The sequence below is a fragment of the Thermocrinis albus DSM 14484 genome (assembly GCF_000025605.1).
Taxonomy (GTDB): domain Bacteria; phylum Aquificota; class Aquificia; order Aquificales; family Aquificaceae; genus Thermocrinis; species Thermocrinis albus.
On record NC_013894.1, the window covers coordinates 104,061 to 120,448 of the forward strand.

Sequence of the window (16,388 nt, forward strand, 5' to 3'; positions counted from 1 at the left end):
GGCGGGGTATAAATAGCCCGGCACCCGGACTGCACCATGTTTCACAGTTCGGGTAACCAGGATGGATGATGTCAAGGGAGTTTGAGATAGCCTTGAACCTATTGGAACGCGTTAAGGACAGACTCTCCTACCTTTTGAATGTGGAAGACAGGTATGCCCTTAAAGAAGCTGTTCGTACGGTCATAGACCCTGTAACCGCCTGTGCCTACCACGTTAAGGTGGGTGAAGGGCCCAGAAAGGAGGAGCTTCTCAGCGTTCTTCTCTCCCTGGTAAGGGAGATGAGGGACATGAAGGATATTAACACCCTCAAGGACAACGTGAGGAAACTACTTGAAATTTTAGACACTATAAGGCAGGAGACCCTTCCCGTAGGAGAAGGTGGTTCATGAAGGTAACACTACGGACTTTGTTTCGCAAGAGAGAAGAAGGACGCAAGATCACCATGGTATCTACCTATGACTACATATCGGCGCGCCTGTGTCAAGAAGTGGGCGTTGACTGTATTTTGGTGGGAGACTCTCTTGGTATGGTGTTTCAGGGAAGGGACTCAACCCTTCACGTCACACTGGAGGAGATGATTTACCACACCAAGGCGGTGCGTAGGGGGGCACCTGACACTTTCCTGATAGTGGACATGCCCTTTATGAGTTATCAGGTAAGTGTGGAAGAAGGCATAAAGAACTGCGGCAGAGTCATAAAAGAGACGGGAGCCAACGCGGTGAAACTGGAGGGAGGTGAGGAGATTGCGGAACTTGTCTACAGGCTGGTACGTATAGGTATACCTGTGGTGGGACACTTGGGCTTTACACCTCAGAAGATCAACACCATAGGAGGGTACAGGGTTGTGGGAAGGGAGGAGGAAGCTCAGAGGATAAGGCAGGACTTTAAAACACTGGAGGATGCCGGAGCCTTTATGGTGGTTTTGGAAGCGGTACCTTGGCAGTTGGCAAAGGAACTTACCCATACGTCCAGGAGTATAACGGTGGGGATAGGAGCTGGTCCGTACTGCCACGGGCAGGTTCTGGTGTTCTACGACATAGTGGGGTTGGTGGAGGATGTAAAACCCAAGTTCGTGCGTAGGTACATTGATGGAGCTGGCCTTTTCCGGGAGGCCCTCAGGAGGTTTGTACAGGATGTAGAAACGGGAGCCTATCCCTCGGAGGAGGAGAGCTATGGATGACAGGAAAGTACTGGACCTTTTCGTAAAGCTGGGGTACATCACACAGGATCAGGCTAACACAGCTCTCAGAGAGCGTCAGAGGGATGAGGACATTGTATTGACCCTCATGAGGCTCGGTTTTTTGGACGATGACAAGCTTATGGACTTTTACCAAAAGAACATCCCAAGGGTAGTGTGGAAGGGTCGAGTGGAGGACGTCCGTATACCCGACGAGATTCTCAGAACTCTACCCAGGGAACTTCTCCAGAAGAGGCTCATAGCACCTGTCAAGTACCAAGATGGAAGACTTGAGGTGATAACTGTCAACCCTCTAAATCATGTTGTCATAAACGAGCTTCGTTTCTTCAGCAAGCTAAACAATGTAATCGCCTACGCGGCACCTCGCAAAGTGGTGGAAGAAGTCCTGGGAAAACTTTACTCCGACATAGAGAAGCTGCTCAGGGAACTGGGTGAAGAAGTGGAGTTGGAACTGGAAACTCCTGAGCAGGAGATCTCTCAGGAGGAGGTCCTGCGGGAAGCCAGTGATGCACCTATCGTGAGGTTAGCTGAGTACATCATAGCGGAGGCGGTGAGAGTAGGTGCCTCCGACATACACATAGAGCCCCAGGAGAAGAAGGTTATAGTGCGGTACAGAGTGGACGGTGTGCTACGCGTCTTTCAGGAGCTTCCCGGTAACGTAAAGGATCCTCTCATAGCCAGATACAAGATCATGTCCAACCTGGACATCTCAGAGAAAAGAAGACCCCAGGACGGGAGGATAAGGGTGAAGATGCAGGGGAAACCGGTGGACCTTCGTGTCTCCACCGTTCCGGTAACCCACGGAGAGAAGGTGGTGATGAGGATACAGGAAGCAGAAAAGTATCTTAACGTAAGACTTGAGGATCTTGGCTTTGAGCCGGAAGACCTTGAAAAGTTCAGGAGAGCCATATACACGCCGTGGGGTATGGTGTTGGTAACCGGTCCCACGGGAAGTGGTAAGACCACCACCCTTTACGCTGCTCTCATGGAACGTAACACCCCAGATGTCAACATCATGACGGTAGAAGATCCTGTGGAAGTATCTATCCCTGGTCTCAATCAGGTACAGGTCAACGAACGCATAGGCCTCACCTTTGCCTCTGTCCTCAGAGCCTTTCTGCGTCAGGACCCTGACATAATACTGGTTGGTGAGATCCGTGACCAGGAGACGGCGGAGATAGGTATACGGGCAGCTCTCACAGGCCACTTAGTTTTCTCCACACTTCACACCAACGATGCACCAAGCGCCGTGACGAGATTAGTGGATATGGGAATAGAACCCTTCTTGGTGGGTTCCTCCGTCATCCTGGTGGTGGCCCAAAGACTTTTGAGAAAGCTCTGTCCTCACTGTAAGATAGAGGATGACACTCCCCGTGAGGCTCTTGTACGGATGGGTGTTCTTAAAGATGGGGAAAGCATCACTATTTACAAGGCGAGGCCCGGAGGGTGCGAAAAGTGTAACTACACAGGTTATAAGGGAAGGACAGCGGTCCACGAGATACTGGAAGTGGACGAAGAGCTCAGAAAACTCATCGTCAAAGGTGGTACCGCCGAAGAGATAAGGGATATGGCCCGAAGAAAGGGTATGCGAACCCTTTACGAAGCAGGTCTTCTTAAGGTGAGGAAAGGGATAACGGACCTGGCCGAGGTGCACCGCGTCCTTGCCAAGTGATACCTCTTGTATATAATTACTCTGCTATGAGGAGTGTGAAGGTGGATAAGGAACTGGATATAAGGGGTGAGGTCTGTCCCTTCACTTTTGTAAAAAGCAAGCTGGCCTTAGAGGATATGGAGGTGGGGCAGGTTCTGAGGGTGCTGGTAGATTACAAGCCCTCTGCGGAGAGTGTTCCCAAAAGTCTGAGGGAAGAAGGTCAGGAAGTTTTAGAAGTTAACCAGATAGAGGAAAACCTTTGGGAGATACTGGTGAGAAAAACAAGATGAAGTTTCTTCTCATTGTTACCAGTAACCCCTTTGCCAAAGATTACAGTACCATACTGAACCTTACCAGAGAGTTGGTGAAACGGGGAGAGGTGATCCTCTTCTTTTCGGGAAACGGTGTTTACTACACTGTGAGACCCGAGGCCAGACAGTTTCACGAGCTGGGAGCGAGACTTTTATACTGTTCCCACTCCGCCCACCAGAGGGGTATAGAGAACCCTCTTCCCTTCTTTGAGAGCAGTTCTACCTATAACCTCTCAAGGATGATGCAAGAGGGTATGAAGGTGATATCCTTTAACTGACATGAGGGTGGCTTTCATACTGAAGGGTGATCCCTTCTCCTGGAAGAGCCACGAGGCGATAAGGATAGCTTTAGCTATGGGTATAAACCATCAGGTGGACTTGATCCTCCTAAAGGACGGTGTTTACACCTTCACTCGCTGGAGACCTCATGACCTGGGTATAGAGGGTCTGGAGAAACTTCTGGAAAACATGGACTACGTGGCGGTAAGGTTGATAGTGGAGGACACCTCTGCTGAAGAGCGCGGTCTAAAAGAAACAGACTTTGTTAAGAAAGTGGAGTTTATGAGTGTAGAGGACATAAAAGGACTTCTTCAGAGGGCGGAGGCTGTGCTGGTATGGTGAAAACCCTGTGGTTGGTCAGAAAGCTGGGAGACTTTGCATCCGATCTTGTGGATGAAGAGGATGTGGTGGTCTTACTACAGGATGCCGTCCTACGCTTCCCCAGTAGGAAGGGATGGTACGCTTGCAAGGAGGATGCAGAAGCGAGAGGACTCAGTCTTCCTCCTGACAAGCTCAAAAGTTACGCGGAGATAGCAGATCTGATAGTTCAAGCCAAGAAGGTGGTGGTGTGGTGATGAGATGGCAGATAAGCAAGACCTTTAGGTTTGAAGCAGGACATAGAGTTTGGAAACAGAACCTCACTTACGGGAGAGGTGCCCAGTTTACCGTCACCAAGGAAACACCCATCAACAAGTGTGTAAACTTACACGGCCACAGTTACCTTCTGGAAGTGGTGCTAGGTTCGGACTATCTTTCTGAGCAGGAAATGGTAATGGACTTTCACCACATTAAGAGTGCTCTGAAGGATCTCATAGAGACCATGGATCACAGTTTCATAATAGATGTCCACGATCCTATGTATCCGGAACTCAAAGAGCTGGCGGAGAAATACGGAAGCCTCAAGATCTTTCCAGTAGATTTCTGCCCTACGGCAGAGGCCCTGGCCAAGTTTTTCTACGACTTCCTTACGGAACGCCTCCGTGAAGCTGGTCTTTTAGGGGAGGTAAAAGTGGTGAAGGTCACACTGTGGGAGACAGCCACCTCCAAAGCTGAGTATTACGGTGAATGAACCTGCGTATAGCCTTACCCAACGGCAGACTGATCACAGCCCAACTGGACCAGCACCCACCTGATCCCTTAGGTTACAGAGTTCTCCTTCAACTACCTTCCGGAAGCTACACAGGTTTGGTGGTAGGTGTATCCAATACAGGGACACCTGTGAAGGGTTTCTTTCCTGACACAAAGGCTGTTACAGATCTACAGCACCTTCAGGTGGTAAAGGACACGGCCCAGCACTACGGACTGATGCCGTGGCAGTTACTCTTTCAACTTATTCCTTCTGCCTTCATCTGGGAGGAGAGGGAGTATCTGGTGGCCACGGAAACTTCCTTTTTGGATAAGCTGTCTTCAGAGATTGTGGACTACGTGAGAAAAAGGGGTAAAGTGACAGAAGACTACCTGAGAAAGAAGTTCTCCGATAGACAGGAGCTGATAAACCTTCTCATAAAGAAAAAGATCCTGCGCAGAGTAACCCAGTGGGATATACCGGCGGGTGACGCCGAGTATGCTTCTCACCTCTTTCGTCTTGCGGTACCTTACAGCAAGGCGGTGGAACTCTTGAAGAAAGGGAGAGCACGAGAAAAGGCCCTTCGTCTCTTGCTTCTGATAGCTCAGAGAGGTTCCGTCAGTAGGGAGGAGCTTCAGGAAGAGGGTTTTTCCTCCAAAGACATCTCTTACCTTGTAAAGAAGGGCATCATAACACCCTTTCCTTACACCGAGAAAGCTCCGGAAAAACCTCCACCTCCACCTCCACCTTCTTCTCCCCCCATCCTTCTGAAAAAGGTGGGAACGTCCACTTTGGTAATGGGTAGTGTGGAGAGGCTAACCGATAGACTTCTGCGTATCCTGAAGGAAGAGACAGAGGCCGGAAGATCCACCTTCGTTGTTTGTCTGTCCAACGAGGCCTTTCAGTTCCTTTACCCTATCCTTAAAGAAAACTTTGGATCTCTGGTAGTTGGTCTCACTTCTCGCTTGCCTCCCACAGAGTTTATAAAGAGTTGGTTTAGTGCATCGGAAGGAAAAAGGATAGTGGTGGGGACTAGAGTTGCTCTGATGGTACCTATCTCTCATCCCGGAGCTGTGGTTATCTTTGACGACACTGGCAGTAAATTGGTGAACGGTGTGGATCTTCGCAACATGGTTTACCAACTGGCTCTCCTTTACGGTGCGGATTTTTACTACTTTACACCGGCTCCCGATCTTACCTCTTACCGTCATGTATACGAAGGAAGATGGCGATGGGAAAACTTGGGATACTCTGCCACCGTTAGGATATTCCGGAGGGAGCCCAACCAGATAGTAACGCCCTCTCTCATGAAGGAAGTCTCCTGTGACGGTGAACATCTCTTTCTGGTCCACAAGGAAGGGTTTTCCTACGCCTACTGTCCACGCTGTGATTTTCTCCTTTCTTGTCCGAGATGTGACAGCTTCCTCACCCTATCTGTGGAGAGAAACCAACTTTTCTGTACCCGATGCGGGTTTCGTGCTTCAGGAAACCTATGTATCCACTGTGGTACTCCTCTGCAGTACCAGGGTTTTGGTGTAGAAAAAGCTATAGAGTATCTGGGTAGTGACTGCCTTTTGGACACTTTTCCCTCCAGTCTTCAACTTAGGGAGAGGGTGGTGATTCTTAACGCCGACAACATCCTTTCTGTACCTATGTTCAACGCAGGAGAGCGCTTTTACAGATATCTTCACAGAGCCAGAGCGGTGGCAAAGAAAGAACTCCTCCTGCAGACCCTCTTGCCTGACTCTTTGGTGGAGGAGTACCTGCGAGAGGATTTTTTGGAGAGAGAGCTCATAAGGAGAAAGGAGGAGAACCTTCCTCCGTTCAGGAGAGGCATCTGGGCGGTTTTTCAACAGGAGGAAAAGTACATAAGGTCCAAGCTGGGAGATGTTCCCATCAGAAAGAAGGGAAAGCTGTACGAGGTTTTTCTCTTGGTAAACAAAGAAAACTTTCCTTCTGTAATGAAGCAGATAAGAAGCCTGAACCCCATCTTCCTGGAAGTTCTATAATATTTATAGAAAAACTTGCGGGCTAAAACCCCGTATCTGTGATGCGGGGGTACAGCCAGCCCCGAAAGGGTTGACACAAAAACATTACTGAATTAATTTAATGTATAGCTAATACCCCATCGCTCTCCTGGGTAGGAGAGTTCAACGGCTTTAAGGTGGGGTATAGGTGAAGTAGAAGAGCTAAAAGTAGCTCCGCTATACCGCTACATGGCGGTATAGGCAGGAGTAGGGGCGGTGTGAACCCGCCTGTGGTAGTAAGGAACGCGTTAAGCGTTCAAACCTACCACGAAGCTCCGCATCTTTGATGCGGGGCAGTTCACTACTGCTGGGGACGTAGCTCAGTGGGAGAGCGCCTGCATCGCAAGCAGGAGGTCGGGGGTTCAAATCCCCTCGTCTCCACTTATAATTAATAAAGGAGTCCCCGTAGCTCAGGCGGATAGAGCGCGAGATTCCTAATCTCGAGGTCGGAGGTTCGACTCCTCCCGGGGACGCTTTAAAAAATGGATAGATGTCCCATCTGCGGTGGCCTTTTGGAAATTATAGAGTGCTGCGGAGGGGGTATCTTTAGGTGTACCTCCTGCGGAGAGTACTTTTATCCTGGTGAAGTTATTCAAACTCTCTGTGAGGAGGAGGGTTCATCAGAAGCTGGTGAGCCACCTGTAGAGGGTCCTCACCTTGAAGAAGGCGATAAACAGCGTAACTGATAGGTGCACGAACATCTAACTCCTGCGACAGTTTCACCACAGCCATCACTGTATGTACACCTTCCACCACCTGACCTATCTTCTCAAGGGCAGAAGACAAGCTGTGTCCCTTACCCAACAGATAACCTAAGGTGTAGTTACGGGATTGGGAAGATGTGGCCGTAAGAACAAGATCCCCCAATCCCGAAAGGCCGTAAAAGGTCTCTCTCTTGGCACCCAGCTTTTCACCTAGCCTCACCATCTCCGCTAAACCTCTGGTTATGAGGGCTGCGCGGGCGTTGTCACCAAAACCAAGACCGTCGGAAACTCCACACGCTATGGCCACCACGTTCTTGAGAGACCCTCCCAGCTCTACACCTACCAGATCTGTAGATAGGTATACTCTGAAGTAGGGAGAGAAAAAGAGGCTCTGCACGTACCTGAGAGATTCTTCCTCTTCTCCTGCGAGAACTACCGCTGTAGGAAGACCTTTGGCTACCTCTCTGGCAAAAGACGGACCTGAGAGACACATAACTTCACAATGGGGAGATATCTCCTTCAGTATCTGGGACACACGCAGAGAGGTTTCCACCTCAAGACCTTTGGAAGCACTCACCACCTTCTTACCGTTCAGGTCCACATCCTTCAGAGCTTCCCTTATACTCTGGACAGGCAAAGCCAGTAAAAGAACCTGGGAGAAACCGATAACCTCCAGCAGCTCTGTGGTGGCATCTATACCCTTCGGTGTATCCACATCTTCCCAGTAAGGGTTCTGACCTCGCCGTAAACTCTCTACCACCTCACTCTTTATGTCAAACACGAGGACCTGATGTCCTTGTCGCGCCAGGTGCAAAGATAAAGCGGTTCCCCACCGCCCCCCACCTAAGACACCTATGCGCGCCATAGCTTACCATTATATGCTATGAAGGAGCCTATCTTGGAGCTGAGGGAGGTTTACAAAAGGGTAGGTGAAGAACACATTCTGAGAGGTATAAACCTCACCATCTATAAGGGAGAGTTTGTAGCTCTCGTGGGACCATCCGGCTCTGGAAAGAGCTCCCTCCTCTACATAATGGGTCTTCTTGACTCACCCTCAGAGGGTGAAGTTCTCTTCCAAGGTGAGAAAGTGGACTTTCGGAAGGAAGAAAAGCTCTCCTTTCTTAGGAACGTGAGGATAGGTTTCGTCTTTCAGTTTCACTACCTTATACCCGAGCTGAGTCTTTTGGAAAACGTCATGCTGCCCGCCCTCAAGCGGGGTATGAAGCAACGAGAGGCTAAGGAAAAGGCCCTGTACCTTCTGGAGAAGTTGGGACTGAAAGGAAAGGAGCACAGAAAACCTTACCAAGTTTCGGGAGGAGAACAACAACGCACCGCCATAGCCAGAGCCCTCATCAACGATCCCTCTCTACTCTTAGCAGACGAGCCCACCGGTAACCTGGATTCTACCAACACCTCCGTAGTTATGGACATATTCCGTAGGATAAACGCAGAAGGTACCACAGTGGTGATGGTGACCCACGAGATGGAGTTGGTCCAAAAGGTGGGTAGAGTGGTGGAGATGAAGGACGGTAGGTTAGTCCCCTTCCCATATGATGGATCCTAACCTAACTATGGTGGCTCCTTCCTCTATAGCCACCTCAAAGTCGTGGGACATTCCCATGGAGAGGTGAGGAAGTGCAACGCCGTACTCTCTTTCCAATCTCTCCTTCATCTCTCTCAGACTTCTGAAGTAGGGCCTAACCTGGTCAGGATCTTCCTTGTAGGGAGGTATACACATAAGACCCAGCACGCGGATGCCCTCCAGAGAGAGAACGTACTGGAAGAACCTATCCAGTTCCTGAGGAGCCACACCCCCCTTCGTCTCCTCCTCACCTACGTTGACTTCTATAAGAACATCCTGCCTCTTACCGGCCTTTTTGGCCCTTGCATCTATCTCCTCCGCCAGACTGTTTCTGTCCAAGGAATGGATGAGTTCCACTTTCTCTATTATGTACTTTACCTTATTGGACTGAAGTCTTCCTATAAAGTGCCATCTTATGGGAAGAGAAGCCAGCTGCTCGTACTTTTTCAAAAAGTCCTGAACTCTACTCTCCCCAAAGATACTGACACCACACCCAAAGGCCTCCTTTATCTGGTGAGCGTCCGCATACTTGGATGCCACCAAAAGGGTGACCTCCTCCTCCCTTCTTCCTGCCCTCTGACAGGCTTTATGTATTCTCTCCAAAACCCTCTCTATCCTCTCACATATCATGGAACTTATTTTATAATTCTCTTCCCTGATGCTTTTAAAACCAACAGCTTTACCTCTAACCGCCAAAGAGTTTGACGAGGCAAAAGTAGGCCTGTGTATGGGATGTGGGTGCGGATGTAGCTACATAGCGTACCTTAAAGGTGATAGGTTGGTGGACCTGTATGGCCATCCCGCAGACCCAAGGGGTATGGGAAGTCTGTGTAGTAAAGGGATGGCTTATGTGCAGCTGGTAAACACCAGCCCGTTTCGCCTCAAAGGCTTTCATCTTAGGCAAGGGGAGGAGTTTGTGTCGGTGTCTGAGGGTGATGCTGTTTCCTTTCTCAGAGAAGCTCTGAAGGGCCGTGTGGCTGTTCTTATGGATCGGCAGACAGCCAGCTACACCGACTACCTGATGCTTAGGGAACTGGGAGACATCTACGTAGATGCTCCCGTGGTGGATTTTCTACCTTCTACGGTGGACTTCTCCCGTTGGAAGGACTTTAAGTTCATCCTGTCGTGGGAAGCAGAGCCCGTCTATTCGGAGGTTATGGCCTCCAGGTGGTTGGTGGATGGGGTAGAAAGAGGAGCCTACCTGGTGTGCCTCTCTTCAATACACGCCACCGTATGTGCCAAGGCTTCCGAAAAGCATCTTCTTAACCCTTGGAAACAGATAGAGTTCCTCAAAGAGCCACCTCTTCCCATAAAGAGGTTTCTTCAGACAGTCCCTTCACTGGTTTTGGTGGGAACTTCTCTACTGGCTTCTCCCTTCAAAAACAGCGTCATAAACATACTCTATCAGTGGAGGAAAAAGTGGAAGGTGGAGTACAGCCTGGTGGGTGATCTCATGCCTTACCCTGCAGGAACCCTTCAGGATCTTTTTAACCGCCTTGAACAGTACGACACCTTTTTGGTGCTGGGTAACCTACTGAGATACTTCCCTCCTGAGGCTCTTGATGTTCTCAAAAGCAAAAAAGTGATAACCTTCTCCCTCTTTCCCAACTTCAGCGTTCATCACTCCCACCTGGTCATATCTTGTACCTTCTGGACAGAAAGGGAGTTCATCCATTTCAGAAATGGGTTCGGCACCCTCTACAGAACACCCCCCGTTCTGAAACCCCCTCAAGGAACCTTTCATATACCTTACATCCTTCAACTCATAACCCAAAAGAGGGAAGAGCCGCTTACTGACCTACTGCTGGAAGCTAAACCCATAGAAACTGTGGAAGAAAAGCCTCTACCCAAAGAAGGGATTCTCTTAGTGTGTGACAACACCTTAGTGGAAGAGCTGGGAAGGTGGAATCTCTGGACCCACGAGCTGGACAAGTATCAGAAAGCGATCCTTTCACCTGCTACTGCAAAAGTGATGGGAGTGAGGGACAGTGTGGAGATAGGAGGTGTTAGGTTTCCTGTGGAGATAAGCTCCAACGTGGCAGAGGGAGTCATCTGGATATCTTCCTCCTTTGAGGAATACCAACCTTATGATCCGGGAGTGAGGCCGGGAGCTTTCATGAAGAATCCCTTCTTCCGTTACGAGGTCCTCACATGATAGTGAGTGTGTGCGAGCCTTCCTTTGAGAAAAAACCCTACATACTCCGTACAGTAGGTCTCAGCAAGGACAAGGTAAAGAAGTACCACCACGTAGTGTGGGCGGGAGGAATAGACCTCTACTTTGACAGGGAAGAGGAGTGGCTTAAGGCTCTGGAGGAGTTCAAAGATTACGTTTATGCTACCCAAAAGGTGGAGATGGAACAGGTGGTGGGACAGTTACTGAGAGAGAAGAACCTCAAGCTGGCTGTAGCCGAGAGTTGTACCGCAGGTTTGCTGAGCGCACGGCTGGTGAATGTACCAGGCAGTTCCTCCTACTTTCTGGGAGGCTTTATCACTTACGCCAACGAGCTTAAAACCAAACTTCTCAGTGTGGAAGAAAGCCTCATAGAGAAGTACGGTGCCGTTTCGGAAGAGGTCTGTAGGGCTATGTGCATAGGTGTTTTGGAAGAAACAGATGCGGACGTGGCTGTAGCGATAACAGGTGTGGCAGGCCCTTCGGGTAGCGAGAAGAAGCCTCCGGGTAGTCTCTTTGTGGGAGTCTGTACCGACAAGGATGTGGTGGTAAAATACTTCAGGACGGAGGGAGACAGAAATTACAACAGGTTTCTCTTCACCCAACTTGCCCTCGATGAGCTCAGAAAGTTTGTCATGGAGAGGTACCCATGAAGGTTCATCCTACCGCTGTGCTGGAAGGTAATGTAGAACTGGAAGAGGATGTGGAGATAGGCCCTTACACCGTGCTGATAGGTGAGATAAAGATAGGTAAGGGTACTAAGATAGGAGCTAGGGTCACTATAAAGGGAAAGGTGACTATAGGAAGCCACTGCAGAATTTACGACGGTGCCATCATAGGAGAGGAACCTCAGCACCTCCGTTATGGAGGGGAACCTACCGAGGTGATAGTGGGTAACAACGTTATCATAAGGGAGTACGTCACCATACACAGAGGCACCGCCATAGGTATAGGCAAAACCATAGTGGAGGATGACGTTCTTCTTATGGCATACTCCCACGTGGCTCATGACTGTATCGTCAGAAAAGGTGTCATCATGGCCAACTGTGCCACCTTAGGTGGACATGTGGAGGTGGGAGAGTATGCCTTCATAGGTGGGTTGTCTGCTGTACATCAGTGGGCAAGGGTGGGTGCTTACGCCATGGTGGGAGGTTTATCGGGTGTGTCTCTGGATATACCCCCTTACACGAGGGCTTCCGGACAGCATGCTCTCCTGTACGGAGTCAACACAGTGGGCTTAGAAAGAAGAGGGTTTACCAAGGAACAGATAGCCATCATTAAAAAAGCTTACAGAATACTGTTCAGGAGCGGCATGCTAAAGAAAGATGCCATACAGCTCCTTCTTTCCGAGTACGGCCATCATCAGGAGGTGAGGAAACTGGTAGAGTTTCTACAAACCACAAGAAGGGGAGTGGCACGCTCTGCAGGAAGCTAAACTTTCACAAAAACTTCACCAATCCTTCTGCAAGATGCCATAATTTTTTTAAAAACCAGAGAGGAGGTACGATAATGAAAAAGAAACTGGCACTCCTGCTGACGGTCTTTGCAGCCGGTTGTGGAGGCGGTGGAGGTGGAAGTAGTTCGGGATCAGTACCCCTCTACTTTACAGACGACGCTTCCATTTATCCTTCCGTCACCGTCAAGGTATACCAAGTGAACCTTTGTTCCGACAACAACTGTAACACCAAAGTAAACCTCTACGACAACCAGAATGGCCTTGCCGTTGACTTGGCCAAGCTAAACGGTGTACTTCAGTACATCAACACCGCCAACGTACCTCAGGGTACCTACAACCGTCTTGAGATAATTCTAGACAAAAACCTAACCATCACCGACCCAGATGGAATTAATCACGATGCCGTATTCGTAGACTTTTCCGGAAATCCCAACAAGCCTAACGTAGTGCATTGCGATAACAATACCCAAAAGTGCTACATACGGTTTAACGGTACCATACAGCCCCTCTCTATGGGTAAACTAGTAGTAGACTTTCAACTTAAAGAGTTTAAAGTAGATACCTCTGGCCAACCTTGGAGGGTAACAGAGGTAAAGGTGTCACCTATTACCCCTTCTGGCATAAACAAGATGAAGCTGTACCTCAGTGTCCAAGCTGTATCTTCCGACACCATAACGGGTACTATGGGCGGTAAGACCTACACGGTAAAGGTCACCCCAAACACCCGGTGTGAGATAGGGGGAGAAAACTTCGTAGGTTCAGATTGTGTCAGCCAAGTGCAACCCAACATGTGTCTTGAGGTGAAGACCACCAGTGACCCTGCCGTCACCACCAATATAACAGCTCTGGAGCTGGAACAAGAAAATCCTGAAAAGTGCAGCATGACAGGCAGTTTGAACTACACCATCCGCAAGTTTAAAGGCCAGGTGTTTGTTTTTGATCCTGCTCAACGCATCCTTACCATCTCTACCCCCACTCAGCTTTTGATATCCTTCGGTGTAAATGACAAAACCTACTGTGAGTATAATGACAACTACTACAACGGTACAGATTGTTTCAGTTACCTTACTCCTGGAAAGATGGTGGAAGTAAAAGCCGATCCATATCGCGTGGCTCTCAAGATAGAGATAGAGGACTGATCAGTCAAAAACTTCCAGGAAGGCTTCCCTCAGCCTTCCTGTGGCTTCTGTTATTTTTTCTTCCAGATCCTGAGGCGACATGTTCATGGACCCGGCCACCTTCTGTATGTCCTGCGTCTGAAGAACCGACGTGGCGCTTTCCCTGGAGAGTCTTAGGTGAGTCTCCACCTTTCTCAGGAAGAGGTAGTGGGGATATATCTGTGCCAAAAGGGGGATGCGAGTTGACAGCTCTTTAAGAGCTCTTATCATAGAGCTTTCCCTCTTTTTCTCCTTCAGAAGGTAGTACTGCAGGATAAAGTCACCGTCCATTATCCCACCCGGACCCAGCTTTATGTCCCACATGCCTTTACCCTTCTTAGCGGAAGCTTCCAGTTTAAAGCGCATCTGCTTTATCTCTTCCCTCTCCCTTTCTCCCAGAGGTTTTTCAAAGAGGAACCTATGGAGGAGCTCTTCCATCTGCTCCTTAAGGTCTGTGTCTCCCGTTATGTACCTACAGCGGGTCCAGGCTATCCTCTCCCACGTGCGTGCATCTCTCTCAAAGTACTCTCTGTAAAAAGCGATAGGAGGGACAAGATCACCTTTGGTGCCCATGGGTCTCAGGCGAAAATCCACCTTGTAGAGGTATCCTTCCGGAGTGTGAAGGGTGAGGAGCTTCACCACCTTCTGTGCTTTTCTCACTATCTCCTCCTGAGAGTGTTCCGCAACAAAGACCAGATCAAGATCAGAACCTACGGTGAGTTCTTTGCTGCCGTACTTACCCAGTGCCAGCAGTAAAACCTTCTCACCACTGAGTCCTAAATGTTCCCACAGGTCCCCGAGGATAACGTCGGCCAGCGTGCTGAGGCTCTCAAAGAACTCCAAAAGATCCTCATAGCCTTTTTCTTTCATGAGATAAACGAGGGCTATTCTCACCTCCCACACAGTGCGGAAACGCCTCAGCAAGTTTTCGTAGCTGAGATTCAGAATCTCCTTGTACTTTCTTAGCTCCGTCTCTATGTGGTGGGAAGAAGGATACTGTTGGTATAGAGTGAGGACATCCTCCAGAAGGTCAGGGTTGCGTGCCAGAATACCAGAAAGATAGGAAGAGAGAGATAGGATCCTGCAGAGAGAGGGCACTATGTCCTCACGTGGATCGGAGAGGATGATTTTTCTTCCTGTTGGGTTCGTAAAAAGTTTGTCAAAGTTAATGATACTCTCATCGGGATCTGCAGAACTTGACAGACATTCCACGTATCTGGGAAGAACCTTCAGCAGGCGGTTCTTCTCTTGGGTGGAGAGTCTTATCCCTTCCTTACCGTGAAGGTAAGACATAAGGACACTGCCGGTGCGCTGTGTTTGACGGAATCCCATACCTTCCAAAAAATGCTGCAGCTCCTGAAGGTCTCCCGACAGGAGAACTGCCGACAGGGGATGAAGTTCTTCCACTTTTTCTGAAGGTACAAGGCCTTCAAAAACTTCTCTCACCACATTGGTGTACTGACGGTAGAGCCCTTCCAGTTGCTCCCGTCTCAGGCCCATACTTACCGCCAAGAAGGTGAGATCTCCTTCTCCAAAGCTCTGCGTTTGGGAACAGTTTCTCAGCTGTATTCTGTGCTCCAGACTTCTGAGGAAGGTATAAGCCCTCTCCAACTGGAGAGCCTCCTCGGTAGAGAAAACACCCTTCTCGTGGAGAAGCCATATAGCTCTAAAGGTGTTACTCTCCCTCAAGAAGGGATTTTTGCCTCCCAAGAGGAGGATAAGGGACTGAACCGCAAACTCCAACTCCCTTATTCCTCCTTTGCCTGTTTTTACATTTTGCTTCCCTATCAGTCTCTTGGAAGCTTCCGCCTGCAGTTGACTCTTTATAAGTCTTATCTCCTCTATGATTCTGTAGTCGGTAGTTCTTCCAAACACAAAAGGTGTTCGCACATCTCTGTCAAAGATCTTCCACAGCTCTTCGTCGCCAGCACAGAAACGAGCCCTCAGCAGAGCGAACCTCTCCCACGTTCTACCGTAGGACTCGTAATAAAGCTCCGCACTCCTCACCGACATGGTGATGGGTCCAGAACGCCCAAAGGGTCTCAGGTTTAGATCCACCTCGTAAGGCTTGCCCTCCTGAGTGGTACTGTTCATCAAAGACACCACTTTCTGAAACACCATACTGAAAAACTCCTGAAGACTGAGCTTTCCTGCATTTCCTCTGTCGGAAGAGTGAAGGAACATCACGTCTATATCTGAGTAGTAGTTAAGTTCGTAACTGCCAAGTTTTCCTAAGGCAAGGATAACACCGGTGGCCCTCTTGCCTCCCTCTTCTGTAGGAACACCGTACTTTTCCGTCATCTGGCTTAAGGCCCTCTCGTAACAGAGCTGTAACATAGCGTCCGGCAGCTGGGAATATTCGCTCAGTATGTCCTGTAGGGGTGCGGTGCCCAGTATCTCTTTGGAGAGAATCCTCATAAGCTCTCTGTGGCGATAGTAAGCCAGCCTTTGGGAAAACTCTTCATCAGACATGCTGTCATGAACCATCCCGGAAAGTTCTTTCCTATAGGTTTCCCTGTCTTTAAAGACGTACCACAGCCCGGGTATGGTTTTTTCAAACTCCTGAGGGTGATTAAGAAGAAACTTCCGAACACACTCGGACATGTCCATCAGCTTACCCAGAAGATAAAAACGCCTCTCATTGAGGTAGTCCATGAGGCTCTGGGGGTGGGGATGTTTTTGTAGAAGTTCTTGAAGACTTTCTTTCACTCGTTGGGGATTAAAAAACTGGTTATAGTTCTGGAGCCACCACCTTTCCAGCTTCTCGTTCCACATACAAAACAGCAT

General features: G+C 49.3%; 17 protein-coding genes and 2 tRNA genes. 16 read left to right on the plus strand and 3 right to left on the minus strand.

Features of this window, described 5'->3' with window-relative positions; translation table 11 throughout:
- The first annotated feature begins 65 nt into the window (after positions 1–65).
- From THAL_RS00535 to THAL_RS00585, 11 genes are all read left to right on the plus strand, one after another.
- On the plus strand, positions 66–389 hold the full coding sequence (locus tag THAL_RS00535) for a hypothetical protein (RefSeq protein ID WP_012991153.1): 324 nt from the start codon (positions 66–68) through the stop codon (positions 387–389).
- A complete protein-coding gene (gene panB, locus THAL_RS00540) occupies positions 386–1,180 on the plus strand; it encodes a 3-methyl-2-oxobutanoate hydroxymethyltransferase (protein WP_012991154.1) in 795 nt (264 codons plus the stop codon). The genes THAL_RS00535 and panB overlap by 4 nt, the downstream gene beginning before the upstream one ends.
- On the plus strand, positions 1,173–2,870 hold the full coding sequence (locus THAL_RS00545; RefSeq protein ID WP_012991155.1) for a GspE/PulE family protein: 1,698 nt from the start codon (positions 1,173–1,175) through the stop codon (positions 2,868–2,870). Before panB ends, THAL_RS00545 begins: the two co-directional genes overlap by 8 nt.
- A gap of 26 nt (positions 2,871–2,896) precedes the next feature.
- The gene (locus tag THAL_RS00550; protein WP_012991156.1) at positions 2,897–3,139 is read left to right on the plus strand and encodes a sulfurtransferase TusA family protein; all 243 of its coding nucleotides are present in this window, start codon (positions 2,897–2,899) and stop codon (positions 3,137–3,139) included.
- Positions 3,136–3,438: a DsrE family protein gene (locus THAL_RS00555; protein ID WP_012991157.1), complete on the plus strand. Its 303-nt coding sequence runs from the start codon at positions 3,136–3,138 to the stop codon at positions 3,436–3,438. Before THAL_RS00550 ends, THAL_RS00555 begins: the two co-directional genes overlap by 4 nt.
- Before the next feature lies 1 nt (position 3,439).
- Complete coding sequence (locus THAL_RS00560; protein ID WP_012991158.1) at positions 3,440–3,781, plus strand: DsrE family protein; 342 nt, start codon at positions 3,440–3,442, stop codon at positions 3,779–3,781.
- Positions 3,775–4,014: a sulfurtransferase TusB gene (locus THAL_RS00565; RefSeq protein WP_012991159.1), complete on the plus strand. Its 240-nt coding sequence runs from the start codon at positions 3,775–3,777 to the stop codon at positions 4,012–4,014. The genes THAL_RS00560 and THAL_RS00565 overlap by 7 nt, the downstream gene beginning before the upstream one ends.
- Positions 4,014–4,508 (plus strand): 6-pyruvoyl trahydropterin synthase family protein, encoded by a 495-nt coding sequence (locus THAL_RS00570; RefSeq protein ID WP_012991160.1) that lies wholly within the window; start codon positions 4,014–4,016, stop codon positions 4,506–4,508. Before THAL_RS00565 ends, THAL_RS00570 begins: the two co-directional genes overlap by 1 nt.
- Positions 4,505–6,514 (plus strand): primosomal protein N', encoded by a 2,010-nt coding sequence (locus THAL_RS00575; RefSeq protein ID WP_012991161.1) that lies wholly within the window; start codon positions 4,505–4,507, stop codon positions 6,512–6,514. The genes THAL_RS00570 and THAL_RS00575 overlap by 4 nt, the downstream gene beginning before the upstream one ends.
- A 327-nt stretch (positions 6,515–6,841) precedes the next feature.
- Positions 6,842–6,913 (plus strand) — tRNA-Ala (locus tag THAL_RS00580).
- A gap of 18 nt (positions 6,914–6,931) precedes the next feature.
- Positions 6,932–7,005 (plus strand) — tRNA-Arg (locus THAL_RS00585).
- A gap of 115 nt (positions 7,006–7,120) precedes the next feature.
- On the opposite strand, the gene THAL_RS00590 is transcribed toward THAL_RS00585, so the two are convergent.
- Complete coding sequence (locus THAL_RS00590) at positions 7,121–8,101, minus strand: NAD(P)H-dependent glycerol-3-phosphate dehydrogenase (protein WP_012991162.1); 981 nt, start codon at positions 8,099–8,101, stop codon at positions 7,121–7,123.
- Positions 8,102–8,119: 18 nt separating this feature from the next.
- On the opposite strand from THAL_RS00590, the gene THAL_RS00595 reads away from it, so the two are divergent.
- Positions 8,120–8,800 (plus strand): ABC transporter ATP-binding protein, encoded by a 681-nt coding sequence (locus tag THAL_RS00595; protein WP_012991163.1) that lies wholly within the window; start codon positions 8,120–8,122, stop codon positions 8,798–8,800.
- Here the strand turns inward: THAL_RS00595 and THAL_RS00600 are convergent.
- The gene (locus THAL_RS00600) at positions 8,771–9,448 is read right to left on the minus strand and encodes a YggS family pyridoxal phosphate-dependent enzyme (protein ID WP_012991164.1); all 678 of its coding nucleotides are present in this window, start codon (positions 9,446–9,448) and stop codon (positions 8,771–8,773) included. The genes THAL_RS00595 and THAL_RS00600 overlap by 30 nt on opposite strands.
- A 28-nt stretch (positions 9,449–9,476) precedes the next feature.
- Between THAL_RS00600 and THAL_RS00605 the strand changes: the two genes are divergently transcribed.
- From THAL_RS00605 to THAL_RS00620, 4 genes are all read left to right on the plus strand, one after another.
- Positions 9,477–10,973 carry a molybdopterin-dependent oxidoreductase family protein gene (locus tag THAL_RS00605; protein WP_012991165.1) on the plus strand — a complete coding sequence of 499 codons (1,497 nt, stop codon included), beginning with the start codon at positions 9,477–9,479 and terminating at the stop codon, positions 10,971–10,973.
- Positions 10,970–11,641, plus strand: coding sequence for a CinA family protein (locus THAL_RS00610; RefSeq protein ID WP_012991166.1), 672 nt, complete (start codon positions 10,970–10,972; stop codon positions 11,639–11,641). The genes THAL_RS00605 and THAL_RS00610 overlap by 4 nt, the downstream gene beginning before the upstream one ends.
- On the plus strand, positions 11,638–12,423 hold the full coding sequence (gene lpxA / locus THAL_RS00615) for an acyl-ACP--UDP-N-acetylglucosamine O-acyltransferase (RefSeq protein ID WP_012991167.1): 786 nt from the start codon (positions 11,638–11,640) through the stop codon (positions 12,421–12,423). Before THAL_RS00610 ends, lpxA begins: the two co-directional genes overlap by 4 nt.
- A 74-nt stretch (positions 12,424–12,497) precedes the next feature.
- Complete coding sequence (locus THAL_RS00620) at positions 12,498–13,583, plus strand: DUF4382 domain-containing protein (RefSeq protein WP_012991168.1); 1,086 nt, start codon at positions 12,498–12,500, stop codon at positions 13,581–13,583.
- Here the strand turns inward: THAL_RS00620 and THAL_RS00625 are convergent, their stop codons facing one another.
- Positions 13,584–16,376: a [protein-PII] uridylyltransferase family protein gene (locus tag THAL_RS00625; RefSeq protein WP_012991169.1), complete on the minus strand. Its 2,793-nt coding sequence runs from the start codon at positions 16,374–16,376 to the stop codon at positions 13,584–13,586.
- Positions 16,377–16,388: the final 12 nt, after the last annotated feature.

Coding starts and splice junctions, on each gene's coding strand:
- THAL_RS00625 (WP_012991169.1), bottom strand. CDS start 16,376: ATGTGGAACGAGAAGCTGGAAAGGTGGTGGCTCCAGAACTATAACCAG.
- THAL_RS00600 (WP_012991164.1), bottom strand. CDS start 9,448: ATGATATGTGAGAGGATAGAGAGGGTTTTGGAGAGAATACATAAAGCC.
- THAL_RS00555 (WP_012991157.1), top strand. CDS start 3,136: ATGAAGTTTCTTCTCATTGTTACCAGTAACCCCTTTGCCAAAGATTAC.
- THAL_RS00550 (WP_012991156.1), top strand. CDS start 2,897: ATGAGGAGTGTGAAGGTGGATAAGGAACTGGATATAAGGGGTGAGGTC.
- THAL_RS00605 (WP_012991165.1), top strand. CDS start 9,477: ATGCTTTTAAAACCAACAGCTTTACCTCTAACCGCCAAAGAGTTTGAC.
- panB (WP_012991154.1), top strand. CDS start 386: ATGAAGGTAACACTACGGACTTTGTTTCGCAAGAGAGAAGAAGGACGC.
- THAL_RS00570 (WP_012991160.1), top strand. CDS start 4,014: ATGAGATGGCAGATAAGCAAGACCTTTAGGTTTGAAGCAGGACATAGA.
- THAL_RS00610 (WP_012991166.1), top strand. CDS start 10,970: ATGATAGTGAGTGTGTGCGAGCCTTCCTTTGAGAAAAAACCCTACATA.
- THAL_RS00565 (WP_012991159.1), top strand. CDS start 3,775: ATGGTGAAAACCCTGTGGTTGGTCAGAAAGCTGGGAGACTTTGCATCC.
- THAL_RS00535 (WP_012991153.1), top strand. CDS start 66: ATGATGTCAAGGGAGTTTGAGATAGCCTTGAACCTATTGGAACGCGTT.
- THAL_RS00575 (WP_012991161.1), top strand. CDS start 4,505: ATGAACCTGCGTATAGCCTTACCCAACGGCAGACTGATCACAGCCCAA.
- THAL_RS00620 (WP_012991168.1), top strand. CDS start 12,498: ATGAAAAAGAAACTGGCACTCCTGCTGACGGTCTTTGCAGCCGGTTGT.
- lpxA (WP_012991167.1), top strand. CDS start 11,638: ATGAAGGTTCATCCTACCGCTGTGCTGGAAGGTAATGTAGAACTGGAA.
- THAL_RS00560 (WP_012991158.1), top strand. CDS start 3,440: ATGAGGGTGGCTTTCATACTGAAGGGTGATCCCTTCTCCTGGAAGAGC.
- THAL_RS00545 (WP_012991155.1), top strand. CDS start 1,173: ATGGATGACAGGAAAGTACTGGACCTTTTCGTAAAGCTGGGGTACATC.
- THAL_RS00590 (WP_012991162.1), bottom strand. CDS start 8,101: ATGGCGCGCATAGGTGTCTTAGGTGGGGGGCGGTGGGGAACCGCTTTA.
- THAL_RS00595 (WP_012991163.1), top strand. CDS start 8,120: ATGAAGGAGCCTATCTTGGAGCTGAGGGAGGTTTACAAAAGGGTAGGT.